This is a genomic window from Marivita sp., assembly GCF_020055675.1.
In the GTDB taxonomy this organism is placed as follows: domain Bacteria; phylum Pseudomonadota; class Alphaproteobacteria; order Rhodobacterales; family Rhodobacteraceae; genus Marivita.
The window spans coordinates 104,958-122,164 of the sequence record NZ_JAIPUS010000003.1; the positions used below are offsets into that span (position 1 = coordinate 104,958).

Genomic DNA, 17,207 nt, shown 5'->3' on the forward strand with positions numbered 1-17,207 from the left:
CCACGTGGTCTCAGCGGGTTGCATGGAAGGTCCGTCCAAGGGTCGCGGGCGCGTCATGATTGCTGCGGCTGCGGTTGGACGAGATGAAAACAAGCACAAGGATGGTTATCAGATACGGTGACATCGACAAGTATTGCACACCCCAAGTCAATCCGGCGGCTTGCAAATTGAGTTGCAGCACAGTGATCCCGCCAAAAAGATAGGCTCCGATCAGGACCCGCCCGGCGCGCCAGCTGGCAAACACCACGATGGCCAGCGCGATCCAGCCGGCCCCGGCAGTCATGCCTTCGGTCCATTGCGGAACCCGCACGAGGCTCAGATAGGCGCCCCCAAGACCGGCACAGGCGCCGCCGAACATGATCGCCAGCAGGCGCACGCGCACCACCTTGTAGCCCAGCGCATGGGCGCTGTCATGGCTTTCGCCCACCGCGCGCAGGATCAGCCCCGCGCGGGTGTACTTGAGGAAGGCCCAGACCGCGACCACCAGCGCGAGGCTGAGATAGACCATGATGTCATGGCTGAACAGCATCCGCCCCACCACGGGCAGATCGCCCAGAACGGGGATGTCGAGCTTCGGCAGGGTTTCCGCTTTCATCCCCTCATACGGTTTGCCCAGAAGCGATGACAGCCCCAGCCCCAACAGTGTCAGGCCCAGACCAGTGGCCACCTGATTGGACAGGAGCACCTGCGTCAGAATGCCAAAACTCAGCGACAGGACCGCACCCGCCACCGCCGCCGTGGCAAAGCCCAGAAGCGGCGCGCCGGTGTTGATCGCGACGATGAAACCGATCACGGCGCCCGAGATCATCATGCCCTCGACCCCGAGGTTCAGAACGCCTGATTTCTCGACCACCATTTCACCCAGAGCGGCCAGCAGGATCGGCGTGGCCGAGATCATGATCGAGGCGATCAGCAGGATCGGATTGATGTTGCTCAGGTCCATCATGCCACCTCGCCTGCGCCGAACCGGACGCGATAATTTGTCAGAACGTCGACCCCCAGCAGGAAGAACAGCAACATCCCTTGGAACAACTGGATCGACGCGCCGGGCACGCCCAGCATCAGTTGCGCCAACTCGCCGCCGATATAGGTCAGCGCCATCAGCAGCCCGGCCAGCAGGATACCCACCGGATGCAAGCGGCCCAGAAAGGCCACGATGATCGCGGTGAAGCCGTAGCCCGACCCGAAGTCGATGCTGACTTGCCCTGCGGGCCCCGTGACCTCGAACAGGCCCGCCATTCCGGCCAGCGCCCCGGCCATCCCGAGACAGAACAGAATGATCCGCGCGGGGGCCACTCCCGCGAATTTCGCGGCGCGCGGGGCCTGCCCTGACAGGCGAATGTTGAACCCCTGAATATGCCGTGTGAGCAGCACATAAGCGAGGATGACCGCGATGAAGGCCGACAGAACACCCAGATGCATCCCCGTACCCGGGATCAAGTCGAGGTTCTGGGACGAGGACCATTGCGCGAGGTTGCGTGACCCGGGAAAGCCCATGCCTTCGGGGTTGCGCAACACGCCCGAGGAGACCGAGGCAAGGATATTCTCGGCCACGTAGACCAGCATCAGCGATACGAGGATTTCATTCGTGCCGAATTTCACCTTGAGCAGGCCGGGAATCATCGCCCAGGCCCACCCCCCGAGGGCGCCTGCAACGATCATCAAAGGCAGGATCAGCGCCGACTCCATCGGATAAAGCGCCAGCCCGGCTGCCGCGCCGACGATGGCTCCCATGATATACTGGCCCTCGGCCCCGATATTCCAGATGCCGGCCCGGAAGCCGATGGACAGGCCGATGGCAATGAGGATCAACGGGCCGGCCTTGACCAAGAGTTGCGGCCGCGAGAAATTCGCGAATTGCGGGTGGAACAACGGGTCCCAGAAAATCGTCCGGATCGCTTCGACCGGCGATGTGCCAATCAGGCCGAACATGATACCGCCGAAAATCATCGTCAGGACCACTGCCAGGATCGGCGTCGCCACTGTCCAGGTTTTCGAGGGCTGCGGGCGCTTTTCAAGCCGGATCATGCAGATCCCTCCGAATGTGCCAGGTGGCAGGCGGCGGGATCTGCATATTTGGAAAGAGAAGAACGGCGGAAGCGCGCGCACCCGTCAGGCGTTGTCTCCGCAAAAATTTGCAAATCAGACTTTGCAGCTTTGCAGTTCCACTGCGCGCCGGGATCAGTCTGCAACATGCGCCACCTCCATGTCATGCGCGCCACCCATCATAAGGCCGATTTCCTCCATGGTGAGCTGTCCCACAGGCTTGAGCTCCGACAGCCGCCCTTCGTTGAGCGCCCCAAAGCGGTCTGCAATCTGCATCAACTCGTCCAGGTCCTGGCTGATGACAAGGATCGCGGTGCCCTCCGTGGCCAGGTCCAGCAAGGCCTGCCGGATCGCGGCGGCGGCGGCGGCGTCGACACCCCATGTCGGTTGGTTCACCACGAGGATATCCGGGTTTTGCGCCACCTCGCGGCCAATGACGAATTTTTGCAGGTTGCCGCCCGACAGCGCGCGGGCCGCAACATGGGTGCCCGGAGTGCGCACGTCGAAGCGGTCGATGACACCTTGTGCAAAAGCGTCTGCGTGGCGCCAGTTGATGAGGCCATTGCGAACCAGGCCTTCCCGCAGACCGGCAGTGAGGACTGCATTTTCGGTCAGGCTCATGTCAGGCGCGGCTGCGTGGCCCAAACGTTCCTCCGGCGCAGACAGGAACCCCGCTGCACGCCGCGCGACCGGGCCATCTCGGCTGACATCCACGCCCTTGACCCAAATCGTGCCGCGCGGCGGCGGCCGTTCCCCGGAGAGCGACTGAAGTAACTCGTCCTGCCCGTTACCAGCGACGCCGCCAACGCCCAGCACTTCTCCGGCGCGCAGCTCGAAGCTGATGTCGCGCAGCGGCGTGCCAAAGGCCGCAGGGGCTGGCATGGTAAGGCTGTCCACGCGCAAAAGAACGTCTCCGGGTGTCTTCGTCTTTGGCGCTGGCGCGGCAAAACTCGCCCCGATCATCATTTCCGCCATCGCACGCGCGGTCGTCTCGGACGGCGTGCAGGTGGCGACTTTCTTTCCCAGCCTCAGCACGGTCGCATGGTCGCACAGCGTGCGGATCTCCTCCAGTTTGTGGCTGATATAGAGAATTGCCGTGCCTTCGGATTTCAGCTTGCGGAGCGTTTCGAACAGGATCTCCACCTCCTGGGGTGTCAGCACCGAGGTGGGTTCGTCCATGATCAGCAGGCGCGGGTTTTGCAGCAGGCACCGGATGATTTCGACCCGCTGGCGCTCGCCCGCGGACAACGTCCCAACGATGCGCGCCGGATCGAGCGGCAGGCCATAGGTTTCCGACACATCCCGGATCCGGCGGGCGAGGTCGCGGCGCGGCGGCGGGTTTTCCATCCCCAGCGCCACGTTTTCTGCCACGTCCAGCGCATTGAAGAGCGAGAAATGCTGGAACACCATCGCCACACCCGCCTTGCGGGCATCGCTGGGTTCGGACGGGGCATACGGCGCCCCGTGCAGGGCCATTGTCCCCTTGTCCGGGGTCACCAGACCGTAGATCATCTTGACCAGCGTTGACTTGCCGGCGCCGTTCTCGCCCAGAAGCGCGTGAATTTCCCCTTCGCGGATGTCGAAGGACACGTCGTCATTGGCAACAACGCCAGGGTATGCCTTGGTCAAGCCGGAGAGGCGAAGGAGATCGTTGGGCACAGGGCACCTGCATTGGAGTTTGGAAGGCTCAATAGCTGGGTGGCGACCCCAACGGCAATCGATTGCGGGTGTTTCCCGAGGGATTTTTGCCCAATCGGGCAGCAGATGCCAGATATTTGTGCATCCGGATGGCCCATCTTGCGCAGACGGGCCCGAAAGCGAGCCCATTTCGTATCGGATCCGATGAGTCCGGCAAAGCCAAAGCCATGCCGCAAAAGCGCGTCGCAAAGGGACAGATCGAGGGCGTGGGAATAGGTGACAACAATATGCGCCGCCTCGCGCGGGGCGTGTGGCACAACCCGCAAGGGATCGCTGGCCGGCAGGGCGTTGACTCCATCCGGCATGGGGTCGGGAAAGCGATTTGGCGCTGTATCGACCCATGTGATGTCGATATCCGGGATCGGCCCCAGCACATCGACCAAGGCGCGCCCGACATGGCCCGCGCCCCAGATCCAGACCGGGCGGGTGGTCTGTGCGATCGGCTCGACAAACCAGCCTTGCACCATGCGCGGCCGGATCGGAACGCCCTGGTTGCGCGCGCAGCCGAGCAAGCGTTTGACCGCAAGCGGCATCTCGCCTGACCCGCGTGCGATAACGGTTTCGCCTTCCAGCCGATCAACTGCGCCTGCATCGAAACTCTCGGTCCAGAGCGTCACGGTGCCGCCGCAGCACTGGCCCAAAGCCGGGCCAAGAGGATGTTTGCTGAACCCGCCTTGCCGGATCGCCTGTTGCGCCGCCTGATATTCCAGGGCGCCGCCACCGATCGTGCCGGATTGCCCGCCATCCCAAACCAGCATGGCCGCGCCCACCTCGCGCGGTGAGGACCCCTGCACCTCGGCAATCACCACACGGGCGACCTCGCCATGATGCGCCACCGCGGCGCGCAGCTCTGCCAGATCAAACGCCATCGCGCACCCTCTTGATCGCCGCCAGGACCCGCTCGGGTGTGGCCGGGGCATCAAGCGCCGGATAGGCGTTGCCACATGTCGAAATCGCGTCCGACAGCGCCAGGAACACCGAAATGCCCAGCATGAAGGGCGGCTCTCCGACCGCCTTGGACCGGTAAATCGTGTCCTCTCGATTGCGCCCGTCCCAAAGCGCGACGTTGAACACGCGCGGGCGATCCGAACAGGCGGGTATCTTGTAGGTCGAGGGTGCATGTGTGCGCAGCCGGCCCGTGTCGTCCCAGACCAGGTCTTCTGTCGTGAGCCAGCCCGCGCCTTGCACGAATCCGCCCTCGATCTGGCCGATATCGATTGCCGGGTTCAGCGACGCCCCGGCATCATGCAGGATATCGGTGCGCAGGATGCGATATTCCCCGGTCAGCGTATCCACCGCCACCTCGCTCACGGCGGCGCCATAGGCAAAATAGTAGAACGGGCGGCCCGCCCCCTTGATCCGGTCCCAGCTCAGTTTCGGTGTCCGGTAAAAGCCTGTGGCCGAAAGGCTGATCCGCGCCTGGTAGGCCATCTGCACCGCGTCGGCAAAGCTGTAGCGTTCGCCCTTCACCGCGACCTGCCCTTCGGCGAAATCCACATCGCGGGCGTCGCATTGATGCAGGCTGGCCAAATGGTTCGCCATGCGGTCGCGAATCGTATCACAGGCCGCCTTGACGGCCATCCCGTTCAGATCCGACCCTGACGAGGCTGCGGTGGCCGAGGTGTTGGGCACTTTGCCGGTATCCGTCGCGGTGATCTTGACCCTCTCCACCGGCACGCCGAACCTGTCGGCGGCCACCTGGGCCACCTTCTGGAACAGGCCCTGGCCCATTTCTGTCCCACCGTGGTTCATGTGGATCGACCCGTCCTGGTAGACATGCACCAGCGCACCCGCCTGGTTGAGATGGGTCAGGGTAAAGCTGATTCCGAACTTCACCGGCGAAAGGGCGAGACCCTTCTTGATCACAGCGTTCTCCGCGTTCCACGCGGCGACCGACGCGCGGCGGGCCTCGTAATCGGATGTGGCCAGCAAGCGGTCGGTCATCTCGCTCAGAACGAAGTCTTCGACCACCTGTCCGTAAGGCGTGGTCTGCTCGGCCTCCGCGCCTGTCGCGCCGGTATCCTGAACCAGCTCTTCAGAGCCGCGTGCGGCGATATCGCGCTCCTTCATCTTGCCCGGCAAACTCCGGGGGGGCGCCGCAGGCGTGGGGGGCTGGCCCCCCTCGACGTTTGCGGCATAGTAATTCGCCCGCCGCACCGCGACCGGATCCCTGCCCAGTTCATGCGCGATATGGTCCATCACCCGCTCGATGCCCAGCATCCCCTGGGGGCCGCCGAAGCCGCGAAAGGCGGTTGCACTTTGCGTATTCGTCTTGAGCCGGTGGCTTTCGATCCGCGCATGCGGCAGGTGATAAGCATTGTCGGCGTGCAGCATCGCACGGTCCGCCACGGGCAACGACAGATCCTGCGCCCAGCCGCATCTTGTGTAGTGCTCGAACTCGATCCCCCGGATCACGCCGGTCTCATCGAACCCGGCGCTGTAGGCGATGCGGAAATCGTGCCGCTTGCCGGTGATCATGAAATCATCGTCGCGGTCATAACGCATCTTGGCGGGCCGTCCCGTGGCAGCCGCGACCACGGCGCAGGCAATGGCGAGCGCATTTCCCTGGCTTTCCTTGCCACCAAAGCCGCCGCCCATGCGGCGCGTCTCTACCCGGACGGCATGCATCGGCAGATGCAGCGCATGCGCGACCTTGTGCTGGATCTCGGTCGGGTGCTGGGTCGAGGCATGCACCACCATGTCGCCGCCTTCCTGTGGCAGCGCGAGGGCGGCCTGGCCCTCGAGGTAGAAATGCTCCTGGCCGCCCATCTCGATCACGCCGCTGATCCGGCGGGGGGCCGTGTCGATCGCTTCGCCCGCATCCCCTTTTTCCCAGATGCGCGGCCCGTCTTCAAAGCGGCTGTCGGTCGCCATGGCCTCCTCGACCGTAAGGATCGCGTCGCGCGTCTCATGGGTGATCCGGCCAAGACGGGCCGCTTTGCGCGCGGCCAGGTGGCTGGTGGCGGCGACGAGAAAGACAGGCTGGCCAAGATAGCGGATCGTGGCCCCCGACAACAACGGCTCATCATGGTTTGACGCAGAGCAGTCGCAGTCGCTGGGCAGGTCCCTTGCCTCCCAGACCCCGACGACACCCTCGGCGGCCCGAACCGCGTCAAGATTGATCGACGTGATACGTCCGGCCGCGATCGTGCTCAGCCCGAAGGCAAGATGCAGCGTGGCTTTCGGGGTGGGGATGTCATCAACATAGCGGGCCTGTCCGGTCACATGCAGGCGCGCGGCGTCATGCGGAAGCGGCTTCGAGACGCTCATGCCGGCACCTCCAGCACATTGATGTTCAGGCCCTGATCCTCGTGCCAGTACCGCAAGAGCATGTTCTGCGCGGCCTGCAACCGGTAGTCGGCGCTGGCGCGCATGTCCGAAAGCGGTGTAAAGGCCTCGGCCATTTTTGCCGTCGCCGCCCGCACGGTTTTCTCGGACCAATCCGCCCCGGTCAGCGCGGCTTCAACGGCGGTGGCCCGTTTCGGAGTGCCCGCCATGCCGCCAAAGGCGATACGGGCGTCTGCGACTTTGCCGCTCTCGACCCGGATATTGAACGCGCCGCAGACGGCGGAAATGTCCTGGTCAAACCGCTTGGACAATTTGTAGGCGCGAAACGCCTGTTCACCAAGGGGCAGGGTCACCGCCTCGACGAATTCGCCCCTGGCGCGGTCCTGTTTGCCGTATTCGATGAAGAATTCCTCGACCGGCATATCGCGGCGGTGATCGCCCGCCCGCAGGTGCAATATTGCGCCAAGCGCGATTAGCGCGGGCGGGTTGTCTCCGATCGGGGAGCCATTGGCGATGTTGCCCCCGATGGTCGCCGCCGCGCGCACCTGCTCCGAGCCGTACCTGCGGATCATTTCGGCATAAGACGGGTAGTCTGCCTGCACCGCGTCCATCACGCGGTTCATCGTGACGCCCGCGCCGATGCGCAGGCTGTCTTGCGATGTGTCGATCCGTTGCAACTCCTGGCAGCGGTTGAGAAAGATCACGTCGTCCAGATTTCGCAGCGATTTGGTCACCCAGAGCCCGACATCCGTCGCACCGGCGATCAGCGTGGCGTCGGGGCGTTCGGCATAGGCGGTGGCAAGCTCGTCCAGCGTTTCCGGCGCCGACAGGCCGGGGGGCGTGTCTTTCATCCAGTCAGGCACGGGGGCGTCTTTCGCCGCCTCGGCCGCGCGGATGATCGGGGCATAGCCGGTGCAGCGGCACAGGTTGCCCGCCAGCGCGTTGTCGTGGTCGCGGCTGCCTTTGAGATGCGCCACCGCCATCGACACGATGAAGCCGGGGGTGCAGAAGCCGCATTGCGAGCCGTGGTTGTCGATCATCGCGTCTTGCACGGGATGCAGCGTGCCGTCCGGTCCGCTGATTCCCTCGACGGTGCGCACTGCGCAGCCGTCCAGCTGCGGGAGAAAAAGGATGCAGGCGTTCAGCGCACGCACGCCAGAAGCATCGGTGACCATCACCGTGCAGGCGCCGCAATCGCCTTCGTTACAGCCTTCCTTGGTCCCGGTCAGCCCGCGGTCTTCGCGCAACCAGTCCAGCAGCGTCACCGTGGGCGACACATTGTGCAAGTCCACGCTCTCTCCGTTGAGAAGAAAGGTGATATCCATGGATAAAGATCCTGCCGCCTTACCAAACACCCCAGGGATGCGCGCCTTCGATGCGGCGTAGAACACGCGCGGGTTTCTTATGTTGCAGGAACGCTAGGCGGGCGAGTCGGGGTTTGGCAAGTCGAATCTGCCCGTGATCTGTCTGTTATCTGCCTGGCACGTTGTCCTGTGCGCGTTTCGCGGGCAGGGTCTGGGTGTCGATTTGCCCGTCCGGGCTGGGCCGTCGGCCCTTGTGATCGGGCCGGCTTGACGTGATCAATCAATCTCCACCGCCGTCTCCACCGCCGTCTCCACCGTCATCGTTGCTGTCGAAATGTTCGGGAAAGGTCTTTTCCAGCCAGCAGGCGACATCACTGCCGGGGAAGAACACCATGATCGCGGGGCGGCCCAGCATGAAAAGTGCCGCCAGGCCAATCGTCGCGTATACGATCGAATCGGACATGCGCGATACCTTGCGTTGTGTCGGGCACGGATGGGTACACCATAATTATGCCGGAACTGGGTCATGGCGGCTTTCGCTTGTTCGAACTCGTCGATATCGTAACGGGATGGCAGATCCCCGATTCATTCACCTTCGCGTCCATTCCGAATACTCGCTGCTCGAAGGGGCGGTCCGGCTGAAAAAACTGCCGGATTTGTGCAAGGACCGCGACATGCCGGCTGTCGCGTTGACCGACACCAATAACCTCTTTGCGGCGCTGGAGTTTTCCGTTTCGACGGCGGGCGCGGGCGTGCAGCCGATCATCGGATGCCAAGTCGATCTGCGGGTGGCCGATCCTGCGCCGGGTGAGCGTGCCAGGCCGCCCGCACCGGTGGTGCTGCTGGCACAGACCGAAACCGGCTATGAGCACCTGATGAAGCTGAACTCCTGTCTCTATCTGCGCCCCGACGGGGAATTGCCGCATGTCACTCTGGACGAGTTGGAACAGTACAGCGACGGCGTGATCTGCCTCACCGGCGGGCCGGACGGCGCAATTGGCCGGATGCTGCAACAGGGCAATCGCGGGGCCGCGGAGGCGGTGATGCAGCGCCTTGCCGGTGTATTCGGCGACCGGCTTTATGTCGAGTTGCAGCGCCATCCCGGCGACAGCGGATCGCCCGAGATCGAGCGCCTGACCGAGCGCCCCTTTGTCGAGATGGCTTACGCGATGGGCCTGCCGCTGGTGGCGACCAACGATGTCTACTTCCCCAAATCCGAAATGTACGAGGCGCATGACGCGCTGATCTGCATCGCTGACGGGGCTTATGTCGACCAGCAGGAGCCGCGTCGCCGCCTGACGCCGCAGCATTATTTCAAGTCGCCGCAAGAGATGGTGACGCTGTTTGCCGATCTGCCCGAAGCGATCGAGAACACGGTTGAAATTGCCAGGCGCTGCGCCTTCATGGCCTATCGGCGTGATCCGATCCTGCCGCGCTTTGCCGATGACGAGGTTGAGGAACTGGCCCGCCAGTCGCGCAAGGGGTTGAAGGACCGGCTCGCGGTGATCCCGCACGCCGCCCCGGTCGAGGACTACGAGAAACGGCTCGAATTCGAGCTGGGCATCATCGAAGGCATGGGCTTTCCCGGCTATTTCCTGATCGTTGCCGATTTCATCAAATGGGCCAAGGACCAGGACATCCCGGTGGGGCCGGGGCGGGGGTCTGGTGCGGGCTCACTTGTGGCCTATGCGCTGACCATCACCGACCTTGATCCGCTGCGCTACCAGCTTCTGTTCGAACGGTTCCTGAATCCCGAGCGCGTGTCGATGCCGGACTTCGACATCGATTTCTGCATGGACCGCCGCGAGGAAGTGATCCGCTACGTTCAGGACAGGTATGGCCAGGACAAGGTGGGCCAGATCATCACCTTCGGCGCGCTCTTGTCAAAGGCGGCGGTGCGCGATGTCGGGCGTGTGTTGCAGATGCCCTACGGCCAGGTTGACCGCCTGTCCAAGATGATCCCCGTGGAAGGAGTCAAACCCGTCAGCATTGAAAAGGCGCTCCACGATGAGCCGCGCCTGCGCGAATTGGCGCGCGAGGAAGAGGTGGTGGAGCGTTTGTTGACCTATGGTCAACAGGTCGAGGGACTGCTGCGCAATGCCTCCACCCATGCCGCCGGCGTCGTGATCGGTGACCGGCCGCTGGACGAATTGGTGCCACTCTACCAGGACCCGCGCTCGGACATGCCCGCAACGCAGTTCAACATGAAATGGGTCGAACAGGCGGGTCTTGTTAAGTTCGACTTTCTGGGTCTCAAGACACTGACCGTGATCCAGTACGCGCTCGACATGATTTTCAAGACGGGGCGCCCGCTGCATGTCGCCGCAGACGGGACCGAGATTTACGCGCCGTTTGACGGGGCGGAAAACGACATCGGACAGATTCCGCTGGATGACGAGGCGACCTATCGGCTTTATTCGAAAGCCAAGACCGTTGCCGTGTTCCAGGTGGAAAGCTCGGGCATGATGGATGCGCTCAAGCGGATGAAGCCAGACTGCATCGAGGACATCATCGCCCTTGTCGCGCTCTACCGGCCCGGTCCGATGGAAAACATCCCGAAGTTCTGCGAGGTCAAGAACGGGCTGAGCAAGCGCGACCTGTTGCACCCATCGATCGACCACATCCTCGACGAGACGCAGGGCATCATCGTGTACCAGGAACAGGTGATGCAGATCGCGCAGGAGATGGCGGGCTATTCGCTTGGCGGCGCCGACCTGCTCCGGCGTGCGATGGGCAAGAAGATCCAGGAGGCGATGGATGCCGAGCGGCCCAAGTTCCTCAAGGGGGCTGCCGAAAACGGTGTGGACGAGGCAAAGGCGGTCGAGGTCTGGAACCTGCTCGACAAGTTTGCCAATTACGGCTTCAACAAATCGCACGCTGCCGCCTATGCCGTGGTCAGTTACCAGACGGCCTGGCTCAAGGCGAACCACCCGGTTGAATTCATGGCCGGGGTGATGAACTGCGACATTCATCTGACCGACAAGCTCGCAGTCTATTTCGAGGAAGTTAAGAAAGGTCTGGCCCTGCCCTGGGTGCCGCCCTGTGTGAACCGGTCGCAGGCGATGTTCGACGTGCGGGATGGCGCGTTGGTCTACGCGCTCGGTGCGCTCAAGAATGTGGGCGTTGAGGCGATGAAGCTGGTTGTCCAGGGTCGGCACAGCCAGTCGCCTTCGGTGGCCAGCGCATCCGGGCCAAACGAGGAGCGACCCTTCGTGACCGTGTATGATTTTGCCCGGCGGGTCGATCTGAAACGCGTCGGCAAGCGGCCGCTTGAAATGCTGGCGCGCGCCGGCGCTTTCGACCAGCTCGATGGCAACCGGCGCCGCGTATTCGAAAGCATTGATGCGCTGGTCGCCTATTCCGCGGCGATCCACGATCAGCGGGCATCGGCCCAGGTGTCGCTGTTCGGCGAGGCGGGCGACGACCTGCCGGAACCGAGGTTGTCGCCGGTGAGCGACTGGCTCCCGGCCGAGCGCCTTTCGGAGGAATTCAAGGCGGTCGGATTCTATCTTTCCGGCCATCCGCTGGACGACTACATGACTGCGCTGAAACGCAAGGGCGCGATCACGCTTGATGATGTGCTGGAGAAGGTGCAGTCCGGCCCATGCGTTGCCAAGCTGGCCGGAGTTGTTGCCGGGCGGCAGGAACGGAAATCCGCGCGGGGAAACCGGTTTGCCTTTGCGCAGCTCAGCGATCCGACCGGGGCATACGAGGTTACGCTCTTCTCTGACACGCTGGAGACGGCGCGCGATCATCTGGAAACCGGTTCCAAGGTGTTGATCACCGTGGAGGCGACGCTGGAATCCGATCAGCTCAAGCTGTTGGGCCGCTCGGTTGCGCCTGCGGATATCGCGGTCGCGGACACGGTCAGCATGGGCTTGCGGATCTTCGTGGATGAACCGGAGGTGGTCCCGCAGGTGGCCTCCGTTCTCAGCCGCGCGATAGACCAGTTGCCGCGGGCGGGCAAGGGACCGATCCGGATCTGCTGTATGGGAGCGCCGGGATTGCCGGGCGAAGTCGACGTGGCCCTTGCAAAGGAATTCCCCGTAACGCCCGAGATCAAGGGTGCGATCAAGTCTCTTGGCGGCGTGCTCGATGTTGAAGAGCTCTAGCCTGGCCGGTGGACGGCACGCGGCCCTGTCTCTAGAACAGTCCGCGTGATGAGAGAAATGCAATGAACCGTTTCGCCACGATCCTGTGCGTGATCAGCATGGTGGGCGGATGCGCCCGTGATCCCCTGGGTGGTGTGCCGCGTCTGTCGGACGCGGATCTGACCGAATCCGATAATCAGGCCGCGATCCGCGCCGACCCCCAAGCAGAGCCCGCCGATCCGTCCCCCGGCTTTCTGGGCGGTCTCTTTGGCCGCGGCGGCGCAAACGCACCCGAGCCCGACACGGGCACGACGCAGGCGACGGAGCCAGAGACCGCATCGCAGGAGCCGGGCGCCAATGCCGCGGAACCACCGCGGCGCGGGCTGCTGGGCCTTTTCAGCCGCGCCGCCGATGCGGTACCCGATCGAGACACCGAGCAAGACGCACCGCGATCGCCGGGGCAATCCGGTGACAAGTCTGCCTCGCGTGGCCCGGCCCCCGGTACGCCCGATTACCGGATCGTGCCGCCGGGCACCGAATTGCCCTTTGGCACGATTGCCCGCGTCTGCGATGTGTCGAAGCGCCAGCTTGGCACGCGCATCGCCCGCTATCCCGAACGTCGCTCCAGCTACATGATTTACGACTCCCAGCCGGGGAACACGGGATTACACAGCTTTTATGTGACCGGCTTTGAAGACGGCTGTGCGCGTCAGTTCACGGCAGCCCTTGCCATGTTCGGCAGCCCGCAAACCCATGAGCAACTGCGCTACGGTCTGCCGTCGCAGGTGCAACCTTATTCCGCGACCGATGCCGCGTATGAAAAGCTGAAGTCAAAGGTGTGCCGTGTCGGGCAGGGCAAGCCTTGCGGGTCCGGGATGAACCGGCTTGCGCGCGATACCGTGTTCGTCAGCGTCTATGAACGTTTCGGATCAAACCCGGTCTGGAAAACGCTCCTGCTGCACGACGGCGCAGTGATCGAGACGGATATCCGAGGCAACTGACCCGGCGGGCCGTCTGCAAGGACGCGGGCATCGTTCAGTAATGCGGGGGCCGTTCATCGCCCAGGAAAACGCCGCCGGTCCCCTCTGCCTCGCGTTCGGCCTCACGGCGCATCAATCTATCGACTCGCGCTGTCAGCCGGTCGATCTCCTTGCGCTGGGCCATGACCGTGTCCGACAGATCGTCAGTGACACGCAGCAGGTCGGCGATGCGTTCTTCAAGGGCTCTGGTATCCATACCGCACAGATGCCCATGACAGGCGGCAAAGGCAAGGGAAGACCAGACGCAAACACCATCAACTGTTTCGGGCGTGAACCAACGCGAGGCGCGTCGGCCATGTCACGGGGTTTTCCAAGCGTCGTAAGCCCGTGCTGCTGATCTGATTTGACCGGCACGTTCTTGCCCCCTCCGGCGCAAGCCGTTAGAGGACGCGCAACGCCGATCCAGATGGAACGTGACAATGGCCAAGTCAAAGAAAACCCCGCGTCCCAAGGCGCAGACGCCCAAGGGCTTCCGTGACTATTTCGGCGCGGACGTGACCGAACGGTCCGAGATGTTGGCGAAGATTGCCGAGGTCTACCATCGCTACGGCTTTGACGCTCTGGAAAGTTCGGGTGTCGAGACCGTGGAGGCGCTGGGCAAGTTCCTGCCTGATGTGGATCGCCCGAATGACGGCGTTTTTGCATGGCAGGAAGAAGACGACGGTGACTGGCTTGCCCTGCGCTATGACCTGACGGCGCCTCTGGCCCGCGTCTATGCGCAGCACCGCAACGATCTGCCGCTGCCGTACCGGCGCTACGCGATGGGTCCGGTCTGGCGCAACGAAAAGCCGGGGCCGGGGCGGTTTCGGCAGTTCTATCAATGCGATGCGGATACGGTGGGCGCGGCATCGGTCGCGGCGGATGCCGAAATCTGCGCGATGCTTGCAGACACGCTCGAAGTCGTCGGCATCCCGCGCGGGGATTATATCGTTCGGGTGAACAATCGGAAGGTTCTGAACGGCGTGCTGGAGTCGATGGGGCTGAATGACGACAGCCAGCGCGACGCCGTCCTGCGCACCATCGACAAGTTTGATAAGGTCGGCGAGGCGGGCGTGCGCGAATTGCTTGGCAAGGGGCGGCTTGATGCCTCGGGCGCCTATATCGACGGTGTGGGCCTGAGTGATGCGCAGGCCGAACCCGTTATCGCGTTCTTGACCTCCAAGGGCGAAACTGCCGCGCAGACGATCGGGAATCTGAAGGCGGCGGTCGGTGACAGCAAGATTGGTGCGGACGGTGTGGCAGAGCTTGAGCAGATCGCTGATCTGCTGGCTGCTGGCGGCTACGGTCCCGACCGGATCGTCATCGATCCCTCGGTGGTGCGCGGTCTGGGCTATTACACCGGCCCCGTGTTCGAGGCGGAACTGACCTTTGACATCGTTGACGAAAAGGGCCGCAAACGGCAGTTCGGATCGGTCGCGGGCGGCGGGCGCTACGACGATCTGGTAAAGCGCTTCACCGGTCAGCCGGTCCCGGCCACGGGGGTCAGCATCGGTGTGGATCGGCTTCTTGCCGCCCTGCGCGAGAAAGGCCGGACAGGCCTGGCGAACGTTGGCCCCGTGGTGGTGACCGTCATGGATCGCGACCGCATGGGTGACTACCAGGCGATGGTGGCCGAGCTGCGCAACGCGTATATTGATCCCAGTGATCCATCCAAAGGCAAAATCCGCGCCGAGGTGTATCTGGGCAACCCGAAGAATTTCGGCAACCAGTTGAAATACGCAGACAAGCGCCAGTCGCCGGTGGCGGTGATCGAAGGCGCGGATGAAAAGGCCAGCGGCATGGTGCAGATCAAGGACCTGGTCCTGGGCGCAAAGATCGCTGAGGGCGCCAGCCTCGAAGAATGGCAGGATCGGCCCAACCAGTTCGAGGTGCCGCGCGATCAGCTTGTGGCCAAAGTACGCGAGATCCTTGAAGGCTATGCCTGATGTCCCAGACCATGCCTGACACCCCACCCGCACGCGGTCTCGCCCAGCGCCTCTGCAATCGCTTTGCCTCCGACGGGGCGGCGCGGTTTGAGACGAATATCCTTCTGCCGGCCGAAGTCCTGCTGGACCTTTACGGCGAGGATGTGCGCGCACGAACCTATGTCACATCCGACCCTGATCGTGGCGAGATGATGCTGCGCCCGGACTTCACGGTGCCGCTTGTGCAATACCATATGAGAGGCGCGGGTGCGCCCGCCAGCTATACATATTGCGGCGAGGTGTTCCGCAAACAGGAAGATCATCCCGACCGCCGCAGCGAATACATGCAGGTTGGTTACGAAGACTTTGGCGGCAGCGATCCGGCACAGGTCGATGCCGATGTGTTCGGCCGCTTTTCCGATATTCTGGCGCCGCTCGGTCTGCGCCCGGCGACCGGTGACATTGGAATCCTCATCGCCATGGTGACAGGCTTGGACACCACGGAGGACCGCCGCGCCGCACTCATGCGCCACATCTGGCGTCCTGCGAGGTTTACCGCCCTGGTCAAGCGTTTTGCCGGCCTGACCCCGGTCCCGCCCGCGCGTGCGGCACTGCTTGCGGCGGATAACCCGTTGCAGGCAGCCGGGACCACGATCGGCCTGCGCAGCAAAGGCGAAATCGCAAGCCGCATTGACGCGCTGCGTGCGGACGCGGCCTGCGCGCCGGTGTCGGGCGAGGTGGTCGAGTTGATTTCTGCCGTCTTGGCAGTCTCTGAAACCTGCCCGAACGCGTTGGAACAGTTGCGCGATATCGCGGTGGACCTGCCCGGCATCCTGCCGGCACTGGACCGCTTCGAGGCACGCTGCGAAGCGATGACGCGGCGCGGTGTCGATGTCGAGAGCTTGCCCTTCGAGGCATCCTATGGCCGCACTTCGATGGAATATTATGATGGCTTCGTGTTTGGTTTCTACGCCGAGGCGCGCCCCGATTTGCCGCCGGTCGCGACCGGGGGGCGCTACGATGCGCTCACCGAACGGTTGGGGCAGGGTCGCGGGATCCCGGCCGTGGGCGGTGTGATCCGGCCTGACCTTCTGTCCGATCTCGGGGGGCTGGCATGACGATCAAGCTCGGTGTGCCGTCCAAGGGACGGCTGATGGAGAAGACCTTTGACTGGTTCAGCGCACGCGGCGTGACCCTGTCGCGTACCGGGTCGGACCGGGAATACGCGGGCGCTGTCGAGGGGATCGAGGGCGTCGATCTCGTATTGCTGTCGGCTGGCGAAATCCCGCGCGAACTTGCGGCAGGTCGCATTCACCTTGGTGTCACGGGCACGGATCTGATCCAGGAAAAGCTCGTGCAATGGGATCAGAAAGTGGAGCCCCTGGAGCCTCTCGGGTTTGGTCATGCCAACCTGATCGTGGCCGTGCCCTCCTGTTGGGTCGATGTGGACACATTGGACGATCTGGACGGTGCCGCCGCTGCCTTTCGCGCGCGGCACGGGTTTCGCATGCGGATCGCGACGAAATATCATCGCCTTGTCCGCGATTACCTGCGGCGCGGTGGCGTTGCCGATTACCAACTGGTCGACAGCCAGGGTGCGACCGAAGGCACCGTCAAGAACCTCACCGCAGAAGCGATTGCCGACATCACCTCAAGCGGCGAAACCCTGCGCGCGAATCATCTGAAAATTTTGCAAGCTCCGCCAATCCTGGAAAGCCAGGCGACCCTTTTCCGAAGCCGCGTTGCCCAGAAGTCCGATACCGAGCGCGATGTTCTGCGGGCCCTGATCGACCGGCTTGGTGTTTAGCGGGGCCAAATTCCTGAACGGATTTGGCA

General features: G+C 63.4%; 13 protein-coding genes. 5 read left to right on the forward strand and 8 right to left on the reverse strand.

All coding sequences use genetic code 11. The features are described from left to right. Window positions 1–10: 10 nt before the first annotated feature. The 7 genes from LCF59_RS03580 to LCF59_RS03610 form a co-directional block, all read right to left on the reverse strand. Window positions 11–943: an ABC transporter permease gene (locus tag LCF59_RS03580; RefSeq protein ID WP_292285937.1), complete on the reverse strand. Its 933-nt coding sequence runs from the start codon at window positions 941–943 to the stop codon at window positions 11–13. After that, entirely contained in the window at window positions 943–2,028 is a 1,086-nt protein-coding gene (locus LCF59_RS03585) for an ABC transporter permease (protein ID WP_292285660.1), read from the reverse strand. The genes LCF59_RS03580 and LCF59_RS03585 overlap by 1 nt, the downstream gene beginning before the upstream one ends. Before the next feature lie 153 nt (window positions 2,029–2,181). Beyond that, entirely contained in the window at window positions 2,182–3,705 is a 1,524-nt protein-coding gene (locus tag LCF59_RS03590) for an ABC transporter ATP-binding protein (protein WP_292285662.1), read from the reverse strand. Next, window positions 3,672–4,613: a xanthine dehydrogenase accessory protein XdhC gene (gene xdhC, locus LCF59_RS03595; protein WP_292285664.1), complete on the reverse strand. Its 942-nt coding sequence runs from the start codon at window positions 4,611–4,613 to the stop codon at window positions 3,672–3,674. The genes LCF59_RS03590 and xdhC overlap by 34 nt, the downstream gene beginning before the upstream one ends. Beyond that, window positions 4,603–7,014 (reverse strand): xanthine dehydrogenase molybdopterin binding subunit, encoded by a 2,412-nt coding sequence (gene xdhB, locus LCF59_RS03600; RefSeq protein ID WP_292285666.1) that lies wholly within the window; start codon window positions 7,012–7,014, stop codon window positions 4,603–4,605. The genes xdhC and xdhB overlap by 11 nt, the downstream gene beginning before the upstream one ends. Further along, complete coding sequence (locus tag LCF59_RS03605; RefSeq protein WP_292285668.1) at window positions 7,011–8,357, reverse strand: xanthine dehydrogenase small subunit; 1,347 nt, start codon at window positions 8,355–8,357, stop codon at window positions 7,011–7,013. The genes xdhB and LCF59_RS03605 overlap by 4 nt, the downstream gene beginning before the upstream one ends. Before the next feature lie 259 nt (window positions 8,358–8,616). Further along, window positions 8,617–8,799, reverse strand: coding sequence for a hypothetical protein (locus LCF59_RS03610; protein ID WP_292285669.1), 183 nt, complete (start codon window positions 8,797–8,799; stop codon window positions 8,617–8,619). Between the two features lie 106 nt (window positions 8,800–8,905). Between LCF59_RS03610 and dnaE the strand changes: the two genes are divergently transcribed. Then, a complete protein-coding gene (gene dnaE / locus LCF59_RS03615) occupies window positions 8,906–12,448 on the forward strand; it encodes a DNA polymerase III subunit alpha (protein WP_292285671.1) in 3,543 nt (1,180 codons plus the stop codon). Between the two features lie 62 nt (window positions 12,449–12,510). Then, window positions 12,511–13,428, forward strand: a complete 918-nt coding sequence (locus LCF59_RS03620; RefSeq protein WP_292285673.1) for a hypothetical protein — start codon at window positions 12,511–12,513, stop codon at window positions 13,426–13,428. A gap of 34 nt (window positions 13,429–13,462) precedes the next feature. Here the strand turns inward: LCF59_RS03620 and LCF59_RS03625 are convergent, their stop codons facing one another. Then, entirely contained in the window at window positions 13,463–13,663 is a 201-nt protein-coding gene (locus LCF59_RS03625; protein WP_292285675.1) for a SlyX family protein, read from the reverse strand. A gap of 223 nt (window positions 13,664–13,886) precedes the next feature. On the opposite strand from LCF59_RS03625, the gene hisS reads away from it, so the two are divergent. Genes hisS through hisG form a run of 3 tightly spaced genes read left to right on the forward strand, consistent with a single transcriptional unit; the run spans window position 13,887 to window position 17,178 of the window. Continuing rightward, window positions 13,887–15,392, forward strand: coding sequence for a histidine--tRNA ligase (hisS, locus tag LCF59_RS03630; RefSeq protein WP_292285677.1), 1,506 nt, complete (start codon window positions 13,887–13,889; stop codon window positions 15,390–15,392). After that, a complete protein-coding gene (locus LCF59_RS03635; protein ID WP_292285679.1) occupies window positions 15,392–16,489 on the forward strand; it encodes an ATP phosphoribosyltransferase regulatory subunit in 1,098 nt (365 codons plus the stop codon). The genes hisS and LCF59_RS03635 overlap by 1 nt, the downstream gene beginning before the upstream one ends. After that, the gene (gene hisG, locus LCF59_RS03640; RefSeq protein ID WP_292285680.1) at window positions 16,486–17,178 is read left to right on the forward strand and encodes an ATP phosphoribosyltransferase; all 693 of its coding nucleotides are present in this window, start codon (window positions 16,486–16,488) and stop codon (window positions 17,176–17,178) included. The genes LCF59_RS03635 and hisG overlap by 4 nt, the downstream gene beginning before the upstream one ends. Window positions 17,179–17,207 lie beyond the last annotated feature (29 nt).

What these genes read in the sequence shown, in the direction of transcription:
- dnaE (WP_292285671.1), top strand. Translation starts at nt 8,906, where the DNA reads ATGGCAGATCCCCGATTCATTCACCTTCGCGTCCATTCCGAATACTCG.
- LCF59_RS03580 (WP_292285937.1), bottom strand. Translation starts at nt 943, where the DNA reads ATGGACCTGAGCAACATCAATCCGATCCTGCTGATCGCCTCGATCATG.
- LCF59_RS03620 (WP_292285673.1), top strand. Translation starts at nt 12,511, where the DNA reads ATGAACCGTTTCGCCACGATCCTGTGCGTGATCAGCATGGTGGGCGGA.
- xdhB (WP_292285666.1), bottom strand. Translation starts at nt 7,014, where the DNA reads ATGAGCGTCTCGAAGCCGCTTCCGCATGACGCCGCGCGCCTGCATGTG.
- hisS (WP_292285677.1), top strand. Translation starts at nt 13,887, where the DNA reads ATGGCCAAGTCAAAGAAAACCCCGCGTCCCAAGGCGCAGACGCCCAAG.
- LCF59_RS03635 (WP_292285679.1), top strand. Translation starts at nt 15,392, where the DNA reads ATGTCCCAGACCATGCCTGACACCCCACCCGCACGCGGTCTCGCCCAG.
- hisG (WP_292285680.1), top strand. Translation starts at nt 16,486, where the DNA reads ATGACGATCAAGCTCGGTGTGCCGTCCAAGGGACGGCTGATGGAGAAG.
- LCF59_RS03585 (WP_292285660.1), bottom strand. Translation starts at nt 2,028, where the DNA reads ATGATCCGGCTTGAAAAGCGCCCGCAGCCCTCGAAAACCTGGACAGTG.
- LCF59_RS03605 (WP_292285668.1), bottom strand. Translation starts at nt 8,357, where the DNA reads ATGGATATCACCTTTCTTCTCAACGGAGAGAGCGTGGACTTGCACAAT.
- xdhC (WP_292285664.1), bottom strand. Translation starts at nt 4,613, where the DNA reads ATGGCGTTTGATCTGGCAGAGCTGCGCGCCGCGGTGGCGCATCATGGC.
- LCF59_RS03610 (WP_292285669.1), bottom strand. Translation starts at nt 8,799, where the DNA reads ATGTCCGATTCGATCGTATACGCGACGATTGGCCTGGCGGCACTTTTC.
- LCF59_RS03625 (WP_292285675.1), bottom strand. Translation starts at nt 13,663, where the DNA reads ATGGATACCAGAGCCCTTGAAGAACGCATCGCCGACCTGCTGCGTGTC.